9 protein-coding genes are annotated in these 14,375 nt (G+C 56.2%); 6 read left to right on the top strand and 3 right to left on the bottom strand.

Annotation, left to right across the window (positions count from 1 at the left end; genetic code table 11):
- Nucleotides 1-22: 22 nt before the first annotated feature.
- From cydC to trxB, 3 genes are all read right to left on the bottom strand, one after another.
- Complete coding sequence (gene cydC / locus MKZ79_RS07955) at nucleotides 23-1,738, bottom strand: heme ABC transporter ATP-binding protein/permease CydC (protein WP_336141078.1); 1,716 nt, start codon at nucleotides 1,736-1,738, stop codon at nucleotides 23-25.
- Entirely contained in the window at nucleotides 1,735-3,501 is a 1,767-nt protein-coding gene (gene cydD / locus MKZ79_RS07950) for a heme ABC transporter permease/ATP-binding protein CydD (protein WP_336141077.1), read from the bottom strand. The genes cydC and cydD overlap by 4 nt, the downstream gene beginning before the upstream one ends.
- 145 nt (nucleotides 3,502-3,646) lie before the next feature.
- The gene (trxB, locus tag MKZ79_RS07945; protein WP_336141076.1) at nucleotides 3,647-4,612 is read right to left on the bottom strand and encodes a thioredoxin-disulfide reductase; all 966 of its coding nucleotides are present in this window, start codon (nucleotides 4,610-4,612) and stop codon (nucleotides 3,647-3,649) included.
- Between the two features lie 521 nt (nucleotides 4,613-5,133).
- On the opposite strand from trxB, the gene lrp reads away from it, so the two are divergent.
- The 6 genes from lrp to MKZ79_RS07915 all read left to right on the top strand — a co-directional run bounded on the left by lrp (nucleotide 5,134) and on the right by MKZ79_RS07915 (nucleotide 14,362).
- Nucleotides 5,134-5,628 (top strand): leucine-responsive transcriptional regulator Lrp, encoded by a 495-nt coding sequence (gene lrp / locus MKZ79_RS07940; RefSeq protein WP_006118610.1) that lies wholly within the window; start codon nucleotides 5,134-5,136, stop codon nucleotides 5,626-5,628.
- A 119-nt stretch (nucleotides 5,629-5,747) separates the two neighbouring features.
- On the top strand, nucleotides 5,748-9,404 hold the full coding sequence (locus tag MKZ79_RS07935; protein ID WP_336141075.1) for a DNA translocase FtsK 4TM domain-containing protein: 3,657 nt from the start codon (nucleotides 5,748-5,750) through the stop codon (nucleotides 9,402-9,404).
- Nucleotides 9,405-9,576: 172 nt separating this feature from the next.
- Complete coding sequence (gene lolA / locus MKZ79_RS07930; RefSeq protein ID WP_336141074.1) at nucleotides 9,577-10,182, top strand: outer membrane lipoprotein chaperone LolA; 606 nt, start codon at nucleotides 9,577-9,579, stop codon at nucleotides 10,180-10,182.
- Between the two features lie 7 nt (nucleotides 10,183-10,189).
- The gene (locus MKZ79_RS07925) at nucleotides 10,190-11,533 is read left to right on the top strand and encodes a replication-associated recombination protein A (RefSeq protein ID WP_336141073.1); all 1,344 of its coding nucleotides are present in this window, start codon (nucleotides 10,190-10,192) and stop codon (nucleotides 11,531-11,533) included.
- An 86-nt stretch (nucleotides 11,534-11,619) separates the two neighbouring features.
- Nucleotides 11,620-12,912, top strand: coding sequence for a serine--tRNA ligase (serS, locus tag MKZ79_RS07920; RefSeq protein WP_336141072.1), 1,293 nt, complete (start codon nucleotides 11,620-11,622; stop codon nucleotides 12,910-12,912).
- Between the two features lie 298 nt (nucleotides 12,913-13,210).
- On the top strand, nucleotides 13,211-14,362 hold the full coding sequence (locus MKZ79_RS07915) for an MFS transporter (RefSeq protein WP_336141071.1): 1,152 nt from the start codon (nucleotides 13,211-13,213) through the stop codon (nucleotides 14,360-14,362).
- The last annotated feature ends 13 nt before the right edge of the window (nucleotides 14,363-14,375 follow it).

The raw sequence follows: 14,375 nt of genomic DNA, 5'->3' as shown, positions 1-14,375 counted from the left end.
TCTGTAATACGAGAGGCTATGACTATAACGCAATACGCTGCAGGAAAGCGTAATAACGGCTGCGTTTTGAGATTAATTCGACGTGCGACCCCTGTTCGATTACGGCGCCGTTCTCCATAAGGCAAATCCTGTCGAAATGCTGCAGGCCCTGCGGACGATGCGTTACCAGAATCATCGTCTTGCCGCAGGCGGCCTCACGCAGCAGCGCCAGGATTTGATGTTCAGTCTGCGCATCCAGCCCTTCGGTTGGTTCATCCAGCAGCAGCAGGCAGCCGTCGTGCAGCAGCGCTCTGGCCAGCCCCAGGCGACGCAGCTCCCCGCCGGACAGCTGGCGGCCGCCTTCGCCCAGCCAGGCGTCAAGCCCTTCCGGATCGTTAAGTAGCTGCTGTAACCCTACCTTTTGCAGCATAAGGATCAGCTCTTCATCGGTGCGGTGCGGTGCAGCGATCAGCAAGTTATCACGAAGCGTGGCGCTGAACAGGTGAATGCGCTGGGTAACAACGCTGGTCGCCTGACGTAAAGCGGTTTCATCCCATTCGGACAGCGGACGACCGTTAAAAATAACGTTTCCTTTTTGCGGATCCCAGGCGCGAGTTAACAGCTGGAGCAGCGTGGATTTACCGCAGCCGCTGCTGCCAAGCAGCGCGAGATGTTCGCCCTGGGCAATATCCAAAGAAATGCCCTGTAGCGCCATAAAGCCGTTGTCATAGCGGAAGCTGACGTTGTGCAGGCTCAGCCGAACGCCCTGAGTGGCCTGCCTGTTCGCCGCTGGAAAAATCACGGACGGCTTTTGCGTAATGATTTCATTGACCCGAGCGGCGGAGGCTAACACTTCGCCAAGATGTAAAAATGCGCCGCCCACGGGTGCCAGCGCTTCAAAGGCCGCCAGCGCGCAAAACAGAAAGAGCGCAAGGCTGGCGTCATGAGAAAACCAGCCTGCGCCCAGCCAGAGCATTGCAACGGCTGTTGCGCCGGTAATAGCCGTCAGCAGCGCCTGGGACAGGCCAACCAGCGCGGCGCGATCGCGTTGGGCTTGCAGCCACTGGATTTCAGTTTTATCAAGCCGGTCGCGAAAACGCCGCGCGGCACCGTAAATTCTTAGTTCCGCCTGGCTCTGCAGCCATGTCGTCAGCTGGCTGCGATAGTGCGAACGCAAGCGGATAAGGGCTTCGCCCTTTTTTTGACCCAGCCGGTAAAACAGTGGCGGCAGCAGCAGCAGCGTCAGCAGCATAGCGCCGCCCAGCATCAGCGCCAGCGGCCAGTTCAGCCATCCCAGAAAAAGCGTTACTGCAGCAATCGCGATTAAAGCGCCCAGCAGGGGAGAAAGCAGGCGCAGATAAAGATGATCGAGCGTGTCCACGTCCGCTACCAGCCGGTTAAGCAAATCACCCTGACGAAAACCGGCAAGCGCGCCGGGAGAAAGGGGAATCAGCTTGCTGAAGGTGAAAACGCGCAGACGTTCCAGGATACGGAAAGTGCCGTCGTGACTGACGATCCTTTCAGCGTAACGCGCGGCAGTGCGGATGATAGCCGCGCCTCTGACGCCAGCGGCGGGCAGCATGTAGTTGAAGCTGTAAAGTCCGGCGGCGCCAGCCAGTGAGCAGGCCGCCAGAAACCAGCCGGAAAGCGTCAGAAGCGCAATGCTGGCCAGCAATGCGATAACCGCCAGCAGGATGCCGAGCGTCAGGCGTCCCGCGTGCAGACGAAGCAGGGCAAGCCAGGGGCGCAAAAGCTTCATAGCAGCGCCTCCTTACGTCGCGCCAGCAGCGCTTTAAAAGGCCCGTCCTGCTGCAGCAGGCTCGCTTTATTGCCTTGCTGCGCAATCCTGCCATTTTGCATCAGCCAGATTTCATCCCACTCTTCAAGCTGATCGAGCCTGTGGGTAATCAACAGCGTGGTTTGATTAAAAGAAGCGGCGAGCAGCGCCTGATTAACGTGCCGTTCGCTCGGCCCGTCGAGGCTGGCTCCGGGCTCATCCAGCAATAATAAACGGCAGGATTTATAAAGCGCTCTGGCGACAGCAATACGCTGCGCCTGTCCCACAGACAGGTTTGCTGCCTGTTCGTCAATGACGCTTTCCAGACCAGCGGGCAGACGCGCCAGGAATTCGTCCACGCCAGCCTGCGCGCAAACCTGCTGCAGCCTGAGCGGATCGCAGGCGCCATCTGGCACAATATTTTCGCGTAGCGTCGCTGCGGGCAGGTGCGGGTTCTGTCCTACCCAGGCAAGCTGCTGCTGCCACCAGGCCGGCAAAATATCGCGTAGCTCAACGCCGTTGATTTTTAGCGATCCCTGATAGGGCAGATAGCCTGATAAAACATTCAGCAGCGATGTTTTTCCCGCGCCGCTTTGGCCAATCAACGCTACACGCTTTCCCGCATCCAGCGTAAGATTTAGCGGCCCGGCGAGCGGAGTTCCTTGCGGCGTGACAATAATCAAATCGACAGCAGCGATAGCGATGCCTGCGCTAAAATCGGGTGTCAGCGTACCGGTTTGCGGCTGCAAATGAGGCGCGGCCAAGAATGTTTCCAGCGTATCGGCCGCTCCTGTCGCCTGGGCTTTGGCATGATAGAAAGTGCCAAGCTCCCTGAGCGGCTGAAAAAATTCCGGCGCAAGAATCAGCGAAAGAAAGCCGGCAAAGAGCGATACGCCAGCGTTGTAGTGACCAAAATCGAGCTCGCCGAGGTAGGAAAAGCCGAAATACACTGCGACGACCGCAATAGAAACGGAGGCGAAAAACTCCAGCACGGCGGAAGAGAGAAAAGCCAGCCTCAACACCTCCATCGTCCGCTCGCGAAAGCGGGCGGAAGCAGTCTGGATGCGTCCGGTTTCCGCTTCGGCCTGACTGAACAACCGCAGCGTATCCAGCCCTTTCAGGCGATCCAGAAAATAGCCGCTAAGCCGCGCCAACGCCTGAAAGTTGCGTCGGCTTGCCTCGGCTGCGCCCATGCCCGCCAGCGCCATAAAGAGCGGAATAAGTGGCGCTGTCACCAGTAAAATCAGCGCCGCCGCCCAGTTGACGGGAAAAAGAAGGATAAGGATAAAACAGGGCGCGAGCACCGCCAGCAGCATTTGCGGCAGATAGCGCGCATAGTAATCCTGCATATCCTCAATTTGCTCCAGTAACAGCGTGGCCCAGCTGCCGGCAGGCCTGCCATAAATAACGGCCGGCCCCACTTCTTCGAGTTTATCAAGCAAGATCTGGCGCAGTTTCTTTCTGATGGCGCAGCCAGAGGCGAAACCGGCTTTTTCACGCAGCCACACCAGCAATCCGCGCAGGAAAAAGCAGGAAAAAAGCAGCAGAAACTGGGGTAAAAGCGTAGCGCGGGAAACACCGTCGACAATTAGCGCCTGTAACAGCGTAGCGAGCAGCCACGCCTGGCAAAGGATAAGCAGGGCGCCTGAAACGCCCAGTAGCAGCGAAACTCTGAACCAGACGTTGCCGTATACGCGCTGTTTTTTCAACCAGCGGAGAAGTTCTTGCTGCCGTGATGTCTTCATGATCTACCAGCGTGCCAAACAGTCAGCATAAAAACTGAATGCCTTATCTTTAACAGGGATAATCGCGGGCAATGGTACAGCGCAGAAAGCAAAAAGGCGACCTGAACAGGCCGCCTTCATTAAGATCGCATCAAAGTAATAAAATTTACTGAGATTCTTTAACCAATCCGTCCAGGTAGCGCTCGGCATCCAGCGCCGCCATGCAGCCGGTGCCGGCGGAAGTGATCGCCTGGCGGTAGATATGATCCATCACATCGCCTGCGGCGAACACGCCCGGAATGCTGGTCTGGGTCGCGTTGCCATGCAGGCCGGACTGAACTTTGATATAGCCGTTTTCCAGCTCCAGCTGATCTTTAAAGATCGCCGTGTTGGGACTGTGTCCAATCGCCACAAACAGGCCCGCTACGCTCAGCTCCTGCTGCGAATCATCCACCGTGGAGCGCAGGCGCAGCGAGCTAACGCCCATCTGGTCGCCCATGACTTCATCCAGCGTCTGATTAGTGTGCAGCACGATATTGCCATTGCGCACTTTTTCCATCAGGCGATCGATCAGAATTTTCTCCGCACGGAAACTGTCGCGACGGTGAATCAGATGAACTTCCGAAGCGATATTCGCCAGATACAGCGCTTCTTCTACGGCCGTGTTGCCGCCGCCGATAACGGCAACCTTCTGATTGCGATAGAAGAATCCGTCGCAGGTTGCGCACGCCGAGACGCCGCGTCCTTTAAAGGCTTCTTCGGAAGGCAAACCGAGATAGCGGGCAGAGGCGCCCGTCGCAATAATCAGCGCGTCAGCCGTATACTCGCCGCTATCACCAATCAGACGGAAAGGGCGGTTTTGCAAATCCACGCTATGGATATGATCGAAAATAATCTCGGTGTTAAATTTTACCGCATGCTCGTGCATACGCTCCATCAAACCTGGGCCGGTAAGATCGTGCGGGTCGCCCGGCCAGTTTTCGACTTCTGTGGTCGTGGTCAGCTGACCGCCTTTTTCCAGTCCGGTAATCAATACCGGATTCAGATTGGCACGTGCAGCATAAACGGCTGCCGTATATCCAGCGGGGCCGGATCCTAAAATAAGTAATTTACTGTGTCTGGCCTTGCTCATGAGACCCTCATTAATTAGCTGACAACCATTTTTTCGATTGTAGGGAATTTAGGGCGGCAAAAAAAGCATTCTGCGATTTTGTTAGCGATAGCTGCAAAAGGTTTAACCAATTTACCTTATGGAGCCTCAACAAGCCTGTGCCAAAACGGGGAAAAAGCTGCATTCAAATGGTGCAGTAAGGAAATTTTTTCATTATAAAACAGTGACGCAGTTTAACATCTGGCATGTTGTACTGATTTTGGTTGTTTTACTTTGACAATCGGCTGCGCTTTTGCGAAAACAGTGTGGGAAGCAGAGGACATTCGGGCTGACAGGGCAAATAATCCCTGTTGCGCTGCATCCAGCCCGGTCGACTCGGTCTGTCATTGGTCATGACGCATGGTGTGGACAGACAGCATGCGTCAGGCGGATGGGCGTGGTAAACCGCAGCAGGCTCCAGACTTCACTTAGAACAACCCTGCAACAGAGAAGGCGTTCAGGGTGTGGCAGGCAAAGGGAAGGCATTAAGAGAGACAATAATAATGGTAGACAATAAAAAACGACCTGGAAAAGATCTCGACAGAATCGATCGCAATATCCTCAACGAACTGCAAAAGGATGGGCGCATCTCTAACGTCGAGCTTTCCAAACGCGTAGGTTTATCACCTACACCATGCCTTGAGCGTGTTCGTCGTCTTGAAAGACAGGGTTTTATTCTTGGCTATACCGCCCAGCTGAATCCGCACTATCTGGATGCTTCGCTGCTGGTGTTTGTTGAGATTACTCTGAATCGTGGCGCGCCCGACGTGTTTGAACAATTTAACGCCGCCGTGCAAAAACTTGAGGAAACTCAAGAGTGTCACCTGGTTTCAGGGGATTTTGACTATCTGCTGAAAACCCGCGTACCGGATATGTCTGCCTACCGTAAACTGCTGGGCGAAACCCTGCTGCGCCTGCCTGGCGTAAACGATACGCGGACCTATGTGGTCATGGAAGAAGTGAAACAAAGTAACCGCTTAGTCATCAAGACACGGTAACACAGGGCAGGTGCAAAACCTGGTAGTTTTCGGTACACTCCTGTGAATTCATACAGTTTCAGCGTCGGGCTTGCCCGACGCTGTCGCGTCCCTATTTTACAGGCACCTGGAGAGTACTCTTGAGCCAGGAATATACAGAAGATAAAGACGTTTCGTTACAGCCGCTCAGCAGCAGCCGTCGACTGCTCGAAGCGTTACTGATTGTTGTTGCTCTTTTCGCCGTCTATCTGATGGTCGCGCTGTTGAGCTTTAACCCCTCCGATCCCAGCTGGTCGCAGACCGCCTGGCATGAGCCTATCCATAATTTGGGTGGTGGCGTCGGCGCATGGCTGGCGGATACGCTGTTTTTCATTTTTGGCGTAATGGCCTATGCCATTCCTCCGGTGATTCTGGGGCTGTGCTGGATTACGTTCCGCCAGCGGCACTCGCAGGATTACATCGACTATTTTGCCGTGGCGCTGCGTTTAATTGGCGTGCTGGCGCTGGTGGTGACCTCCTGCGGGCTGGCGGCGATTAACGCCGATGATATCTGGTATTTCGCTTCCGGCGGCGTAATCGGCAGTCTGTTGAGCAATGCAATGACGCCATGGTTCAACTCTGCGGGCGGCACACTGACGCTGCTCTGCGTCTGGGCAGCCGGGCTGACCCTTTATACCGGCTGGTCCTGGCTGACTATTGCTGAAAAAATCGGCGCGGCCGTCATGGGCGTACTGACCTTTGCCAGCGGACGTTCACGCAGCGATGAGCAGTGGTATGAGGATGATGAAGAAGAGCAGGCACCCAAACCTGTTTCAAATCAACGTGCTCGTTATGATGATGAAGACGATATTCTGCTGGCCGCACCAGAAAAAATTTATGCGGATGAGGATGACAACGATCCGCTGTTGAGTAAACCTGCGGCAGCACCGGCAGCACCGGCAGCACCGGCAGCACCGGCAGCACCGGCTATTTCATCGGTTCAGCCAGCTGCTGCGTCCGCAACGATGCAGCCGCAGCCAGCCTCCGCTCGGCCAGTCGGCCAGGCTTCCGCTGCAGAAGCGCCGGAACTTTACCGTTTTGAAATGCCTGCAGAAACTCCTGCGCCGTCACTTCCCGTCACCGATGAGGATGATGCGCCGCGAATGGGTAACTGGCGTGAAGCCGAAGCGTCACCATTCGACTTTTCCACACCGCAGCCTGAACAAGTGGCGCAGCATGCGGCCAGCGCGGCACAAGCGTCTGCAGCTGCTGCTGCGTTTATGCCGGGCTTTAGTGCGACCAGCGAAGCAGCGCCCGCTAACCCTCAGGTTAAGCAGGGGATCGGCCCAACGCTGCCGCGACCAAACCCGGTTAAGCTGCCAACCCGTCGCGAGCTGGCTTCTTATGGTATCAAGCTGCCTTCACAGCGAATGGCCGAGGAAAAAGCGAAGGAAGAGGAGCAGCGTTTACAGGAATCCTCTGCGGTAACGCCTGAGGAACAGAGTCAGGACGAAACGCACTTGCGTGAGGCTTTTGCAGCCCAGCAGCAGGCACGCTATGGCGAAACTCATGCCGCTGCTGAAAGTGAATCGAGGATGGATGGCGCCACTGAAGACGAAGAGGAAGCCCGTCATCAGGCAGAGCTGGCACGCCAGTTCGCCGGACAGCAAAATCAGCGTTATTTGCAACCGCAGCCGGATTCGCCAGCTTTCAAGCTGGATACCGCGGGTGCCTTCGATTTTTCCCCGATGGCAGATCTTGTCGACGACGGCCCGGGCGAGCCTTTGTTTACTCTGCCACCGGAAACAAGTCAGATCGAACCGACAACGCAGCCTCAGTGGCAGCAACAGACCCAGCCTCAGGAACCGGTAAAACAAGCGGCGCCATCGTGGCAGCCAGCGGCACAGCAGGAACCGGCACAACCGGCGGCGCCATCGTGGCAGCCAGCGGCACAGCAGGAACCGGCACAACCGGCGGCGCCATCGTGGCAGCCAGCGGCACAGCAGGAACCGGTGCAACCGGCGGCGCCATCGTGGCAGCCAGCGGCACAGCAGGAACCGGTGCAACCGACGGCGCCATCGTGGCAGCCAGCGGCACAGCAGGAACCAGCGCAACCGGCGGCGCCATCGTGGCAGCCAGCGGCACAGCAGGAACCAGCACAACCGGCGGCGCCATCGTGGCAGCCAGCGGCACAGCAGGAACCGACACAACCGGCGGCGCCATCGTGGCAGCCAGCGGCGCAGCAGGAGCCTGCTCGTCCTGCGGAGCCAATTCAGCAGGACAGCCTGTTCCATCCTTTCCTGGTGCGTCATGAGCAGCCGTTGGAGAAGCCGACTACGCCGCTGCCTACTCTTGATCTGTTGACGCCGCCGCCGCTGGAAGCCGAGCCTGTCGATATGTTCGCACTTGAACAGACCGCTCGCCTGGTGGAGGCGCGCCTTGCCGATTATCGGGTCAAGGCGGAAGTCGTGGGGATCTCGCCAGGGCCGGTCATCACGCGCTTTGAGCTGGATCTTGCGCCTGGCGTCAAGGCGGCCCGCATCTCCAACCTGTCGCGCGATCTGGCCCGTTCGCTCTCCGCCGTTGCGGTACGCGTAGTAGAAGTCATTCCAGGCAAGCCGTATGTTGGACTGGAGCTGCCGAATAAACATCGTCAGACGGTTTATATGCGTGAAGTGCTTGAGTGCGACAAGTTCCGCGACAATCCTTCGCCGCTGTCGGTGGTGTTAGGTAAAGATATCGCGGGTCAGCCGGTCGTCGCCGACTTAGCGAAAATGCCGCATCTGCTGGTGGCGGGTACGACTGGTTCTGGTAAGTCTGTCGGCGTCAACGCCATGATTATCAGCATGCTCTATAAAGCCACGCCGGAAGAAGTGCGCTTTATTATGATCGATCCAAAAATGCTTGAGCTGTCGGTCTATGAAGGCATCCCACATCTGTTGACCGAAGTGGTTACGGATATGAAAGACGCCGCCAATGCGCTGCGCTGGAGCGTTGGCGAGATGGAACGCCGCTACAAACTAATGTCGGCGCTGGGCGTGCGTAATCTGGCAGGCTACAACGAAAAAGTTAAGCTGGCGGAAGAGATGGGACGGCCTATTCCTGACCCGTTCTGGAAGCCTGGCGACAGCATGGAAACCTCGCCGCCGATGCTGGAGAAACTGCCTTATATCGTCGTGCTGGTGGATGAGTTTGCCGATCTGATGATGGCGGTAGGCAAAAAGGTCGAAGAGCTGATCGCGCGTCTGGCGCAAAAAGCTCGCGCCGCCGGTATTCACCTTGTGCTGGCAACGCAGCGACCGTCGGTCGATGTGATTACCGGACTGATTAAGGCGAATATTCCAACCCGTATTGCGTTTACGGTTTCCAGCAAGATCGACTCACGCACTATCCTCGATCAGGGTGGCGCGGAGTCACTGTTGGGCATGGGCGATATGCTTTATATGCCGCCGAACTCTTCTATGCCAATGCGCGTACATGGCGCTTTTGTGCGGGATGAGGAAGTGCATGCCGTAGTGCAGGACTGGAAAGCGCGTGGTCGTCCGCAGTATATCGAAAGCATTACCGCTGGCGAGGAGAGCGAAAGCGCAGGTCTGGGCCTAGAAGGTGATGAAGAGTTGGATCCGCTGTTCGATCAGGCCGTCGCCTTTGTGGTTGAAAAGCGTCGCGCCTCTATTTCCGGCGTCCAGCGGCAATTCCGCATCGGCTACAACCGTGCAGCGCGTATAATTGAGCAGATGGAAGCGCAAAGTATCGTGTCGCCGCCTGGACATAATGGCAACCGCGAGGTGCTTTCGCCGCCGCCGCACGAGATGTAATTTTTTGTCAAAAGTAACGGGCCGGTTAATCCGGCCCGTTGAATTTTAGCGTTTTGTCCCCATCTCATATCCATCGTAATCAGCTTATTCCCCTGTTGCTTTCGTCGCTGCCTGGCTACAGTTAAGCCTGCCCGCTAACCGGGATACAAAAGTTTCAATAAGGATGCCGTAAATGAAAAAACTCACGATTACCTGCTGTTTGCTTGCAGCTTCCGCCAGCGTAATGGCGGACGCCTCGTCCGATCTGCAACAGCGTCTGGACAAGGTCACCAGTTTTCACGCCAGCTTTCAGCAAAAAGTTACCGACGGCAGCGGTCAGTCCGTACAGGAAGGCGAAGGCGAACTGTGGGTTAAACGCCCGGATCTGTTTAACTGGCATATGACCGCGCCGGACGAAAGCATCCTGATCTCGGATGGTAAGACGCTGTGGTTCTACAATCCTTTTGTCGAGCAGGTCAGCGCGACCTGGTTAAAAGACGCCACCAGCAATACACCGTTTATGCTAATCGCTCGTAATCAGCGCAGCGACTGGAAGCAATATAATATCAGTCAGCTGGGCGACAACTTCGAGCTGACCCCTAAATCCGCCGACGGCAACCTGAAACAGTTTACGATTAACGTTTCTTCTAACGGCACTATCAATCAGTTCAGCGCGGTTGAGCAGGACGGGCAGCGCAGCAGCTATACGCTGAAAAGTCAGCAAAACGGCGCGGTGAGTCCCGATAAGTTCCGCTTTACGCCGCCGAAAGGCGTGACGCTGGACGATCAACGTCAGTGAGGTTAGCGTGAGCACACTCTCTCTGGATTTCTCGAGCAATGACTTTCAACCGCTGGCTGCCCGAATGCGGCCGCGTACGCTGGCCGAGTATATCGGCCAGCAGCATCTGCTGGCCGCGGGTAAGCCGCTGCCGCGGGCTATCGAAGCCGGACATTTGCATTCGATGATCCTGTGGGGGCCGCCCGGCACCGGTAAAACTACGCTGGCGGAGATTATTGGCCGCTACGGCCAGGCTGATGTGGAACGTATTTCCGCCGTGACCTCTGGCGTGAAGGAGATCCGCGAAGCGATCGAGCGTGCACGACAGAACCGCAATGCCGGACGCCGTACCATACTCTTTGTTGACGAAGTTCATCGCTTTAACAAAAGCCAGCAGGATGCCTTTCTGCCGCATATTGAAGACGGCACCATCACTTTTATCGGCGCCACTACCGAAAATCCCTCATTTGAGCTGAACTCCGCCTTGCTGTCCCGCGCGCGCGTTTATCTACTCAAGTCGTTAACCAGCGAAGATATTGAAACCGTACTGGATCAGGCGATGAAGGACAGCGAGCGCGGTTACGGCAAACAGAATATCGTTCTGCCGGACGAGACGCGCAGAATGATCGCTGAGCTGGTAAACGGCGACGCCCGCCGCTCGCTGAACACGCTGGAAATGATGGCGGATATGGCGGAGGTTAACGACAAAGGCGAGCGTCTGCTGACGCCGCAGCTGCTTAATGAAGTTTCCGGCGAGCGCAGCGCCAGATTCGATAACAAAGGCGATCGTTTTTACGATCTGATCTCCGCGCTGCATAAATCAGTACGCGGCTCTGCTCCCGACGCTGCGCTTTACTGGTATGCCCGTATTATCACCGCCGGCGGCGATCCGCTCTATGTCGCCCGACGCCTGCTGGCTATCGCCTCCGAAGATGTCGGCAACGCCGATCCGCGCGGTATGCAGGTAGCCATCGCCGCCTGGGACTGCTTTACGCGCGTAGGCCCGGCTGAGGGCGAACGGGCTATCGCTCAGGCGATTGTCTATCTTGCCTGCGCGCCGAAAAGCAACGCCGTTTATACCGCCTTTAAAGCCGCGATGCGCGATGCGCGCGAAAGGCCCGATTATGATGTGCCTGAACATCTGCGCAATGCGCCGACAAAGCTGATGAAAGAGATGGGGCTGGGCGCCGAATATCGTTACGCGCATGATGAACCGGGCGCTTACGCCGCCGGAGAGAACTATTTTCCGGGTGAAATGGCGCAGACGCGCTATTATCAGCCAACCTCGCGCGGGCTGGAGGGAAAGATTGGCGAAAAGCTGGCCTGGCTGGCTGAACAGGATCAAAATAGCCCGACAAAACGCTATCGCTGATCCGGGCGTTGCGGTAAGGTTAGCAAGGAATTCAATGCATTCGCCTGGCGGATGCGCCCACTTTTTTTACTAATCACAGGACAAGCATGCTCGATCCCAATCTGCTGCGTAATGAGCCAGACGCAGTCGCTGAAAAACTGGCACGCCGGGGCTATAAGCTGGACGTTGACACGCTGCGCTCTCAGGAAGAGCGCCGCAAAGTTCTGCAGGTCGAAACCGAAACGCTGCAGGCTGAACGTAACGCCCGATCCAAATCTATCGGGCAGGCCAAAGCGCGTGGGGAAGATATCGAGCCGTTACGTCAGGAAGTGAACGCGCTGGGCGAACGCCTGGACGCGGCCAAAGCGGAACTGGATGCGTTACAGAACGAAATTCGCGACATTGCTTTAGCGATCCCTAATATCCCTGTTGACGAAGTGCCGCTGGGCAAAGACGACAGCGAAAACAAGGAAGTCAGTCGCTGGGGCGAGCCGCGTAAATACGATTTCGCCGTGCGCGATCACGTTGAGCTGGGCGAGATGGCCGCTGGTCTTGATTTCGCCGCTGCGGCTAAGCTGACCGGCTCGCGCTTTGTGGTAATGAAAGGGCAGATTGCGCTGATGCACCGCGCGCTCAGCCAGTTTATGCTCGATCTGCATACCGAACAGCATGGTTATCTGGAAACCTATGTGCCTTATCTGGTGAACCATGCCACGCTTTATGGTACGGGCCAGCTGCCTAAGTTCGGCGAAGATCTTTTCCATACTCGTCCGCTGGATGAAGAGGCTTCCTCCAGCAATTATGCGCTGATCCCGACCGCAGAAGTGCCGCTGACCAATTTAGTGCGCGATGAGATTCTGGAAGAAGAGTCGCTGCCGCTAAAACTGACCGCGCATACGCCTTGTTTCCGTTCTGAAGCGGGCGCCTACGGTCGCGACACGCGCGGACTGATCCGTATGCACCAGTTCGATAAAGTTGAAATGGTGCAAATTACGCGTCCGGAAGACTCTATGCAGGCGCTGGAAGAGCTGGTCGGCCATGCGGAGAAAGTGCTGCAGCTGCTGGAGCTGCCTTATCGTAAAGTGCTGCTCTGCACCGGCGATATGGGCTTTGGCTCCTGCAAAACCTACGATCTGGAAGTCTGGCTGCCTGCGCAGGACACCTATCGCGAAATCTCATCCTGCTCCAACATGGGGGATTTCCAGGCTCGCCGTATGCAGGCGCGCTGCCGTAGCAAAGGCGAGAAAAAGACTCGTCTGGTGCATACCCTCAACGGCTCTGGCCTGGCGGTAGGCCGTACGCTGGTCGCGGTACTGGAAAACTATCAGCAGGCGGATGGCCGCATTAAGGTGCCGGAAGCGCTGCGTCCTTATATGAAAGGGCTGGAGTTTATTGGCTAAGCGCTTTCAGACGGAGAACAAACCTGTGGGTTAAACCTGCAGGTTTTTTTTCGTCTGCGGCCTGATCATCCAGCAATAAAAGTTATCGATTTAAAAATGCTCTTTATAAATAAAGTACTGTTTTTCATTTAATTAGATAAAGGTTGCCTGTCTTTTAATCGGTAGTTGCTCAACAGCGGATAAAAGAATTAAATCAGCGCGCGGCAAATTGTGCGGTCGTAAAATTTGGCCCGTTGACAATAATCCGCCCGATGGCATTATGCGCGCAAAATCTTCCTTATTTTGGTCATTTCTGACTATGTCTACCTGGTCCCGTCCCGTTATTGTGCTGCTTTGCGGCCTGCTGCTGCTGACGATCGCTATCGCCGTGCTTAACACGCTGGTGCCGCTGTGGCTTACCCATGATTCGTTGCCAACCTGGCAGGTCGGCACGGTCAGTTCCGCCTATTTCACGGGAAACTTGCTTGGCACCTTGCTGGCAGGCTGGTTGATTAAGCGGCTGGGTTTTAATCGCGCTTACTATATTGCCACCGTGCTGTTTGCCCTGGCTACCGCTGCGCTGGGTCTGGATCAGGGCTTCTGGTCATGGTCCATCTGGCGTTTTGTCGCAGGCATTGGCTGCGCGCTGATTTGGGTAGTGGTGGAAAGCGCGCTGTTGTGCAATGGCACCTTACGTAACCGCGGACAGCTGCTTGCGGCCTATATGATTGTTTACTATATAGCGACGGTAATTGGCCAACTGTTGGTCAGCAAAGTTTCAACTGAGCTACTGCATACTTTGCCCTGGGTCACCGGCTTTATTGTGGCCGCTATTCTGCCGCTGGTTTTCACCCGCGTTACCGGCAGGGAAGAAGGCGAAGAAGCGCCTGCTGGCCGTATGTGGTCCATGCTGCGTCGTCGCAGCGCGCGGTTGGGCATTAACGGCTGTATCATTTCCGGGATCCTGCTGGGCTCACTGTACGGTCTGATGCCGCTTTATCTCTCTCATCAGGGAATGAGCGACTCCAGCGTGGGTTACTGGATGGCATTATTGATTAGCGCAGGAATAATCGGTCAATGGCCGGTAGGGCGTCTGGCTGACCGCTATGGTCGACTGCTGGTGCTGCGCGTGCTGGTGTTTGGCGTGATCCTGGGCGCTGTGGCGATGCTCAGCAACGCGGCAATGGCGCCAGCGCTCTTTGTATTAGGCTGTTCAGGCTTTACGCTCTATCCTGTTGCCATGTCCTGGGCCTGCGAAAAAGTCGCGCATCATGAGCTGGTAGCGATGAATCAGGCGCTGCTCCTGAGCTATACCACCGGTAGCCTGGCTGGCCCGGCGCTGACCTCAATGTTGATGCAGAGCTATTCTGACCGGGTGCTGTTCGTGACGATTGCTGCGGTTGCGTTGATTTACCTGATGATGCTGCTGCGCAAGGCGGATCGCCATGCCACGCCTGTTGCGCATGCCTGATAACAACGAGCGG

The organism is Erwinia sp. CGal63 (assembly GCF_037026505.1).
In the GTDB taxonomy this organism is placed as follows: Bacteria; Pseudomonadota; Gammaproteobacteria; order Enterobacterales; family Enterobacteriaceae; genus Erwinia.
This window is presented reverse-complemented; position numbering and strand designations above follow the sequence as displayed.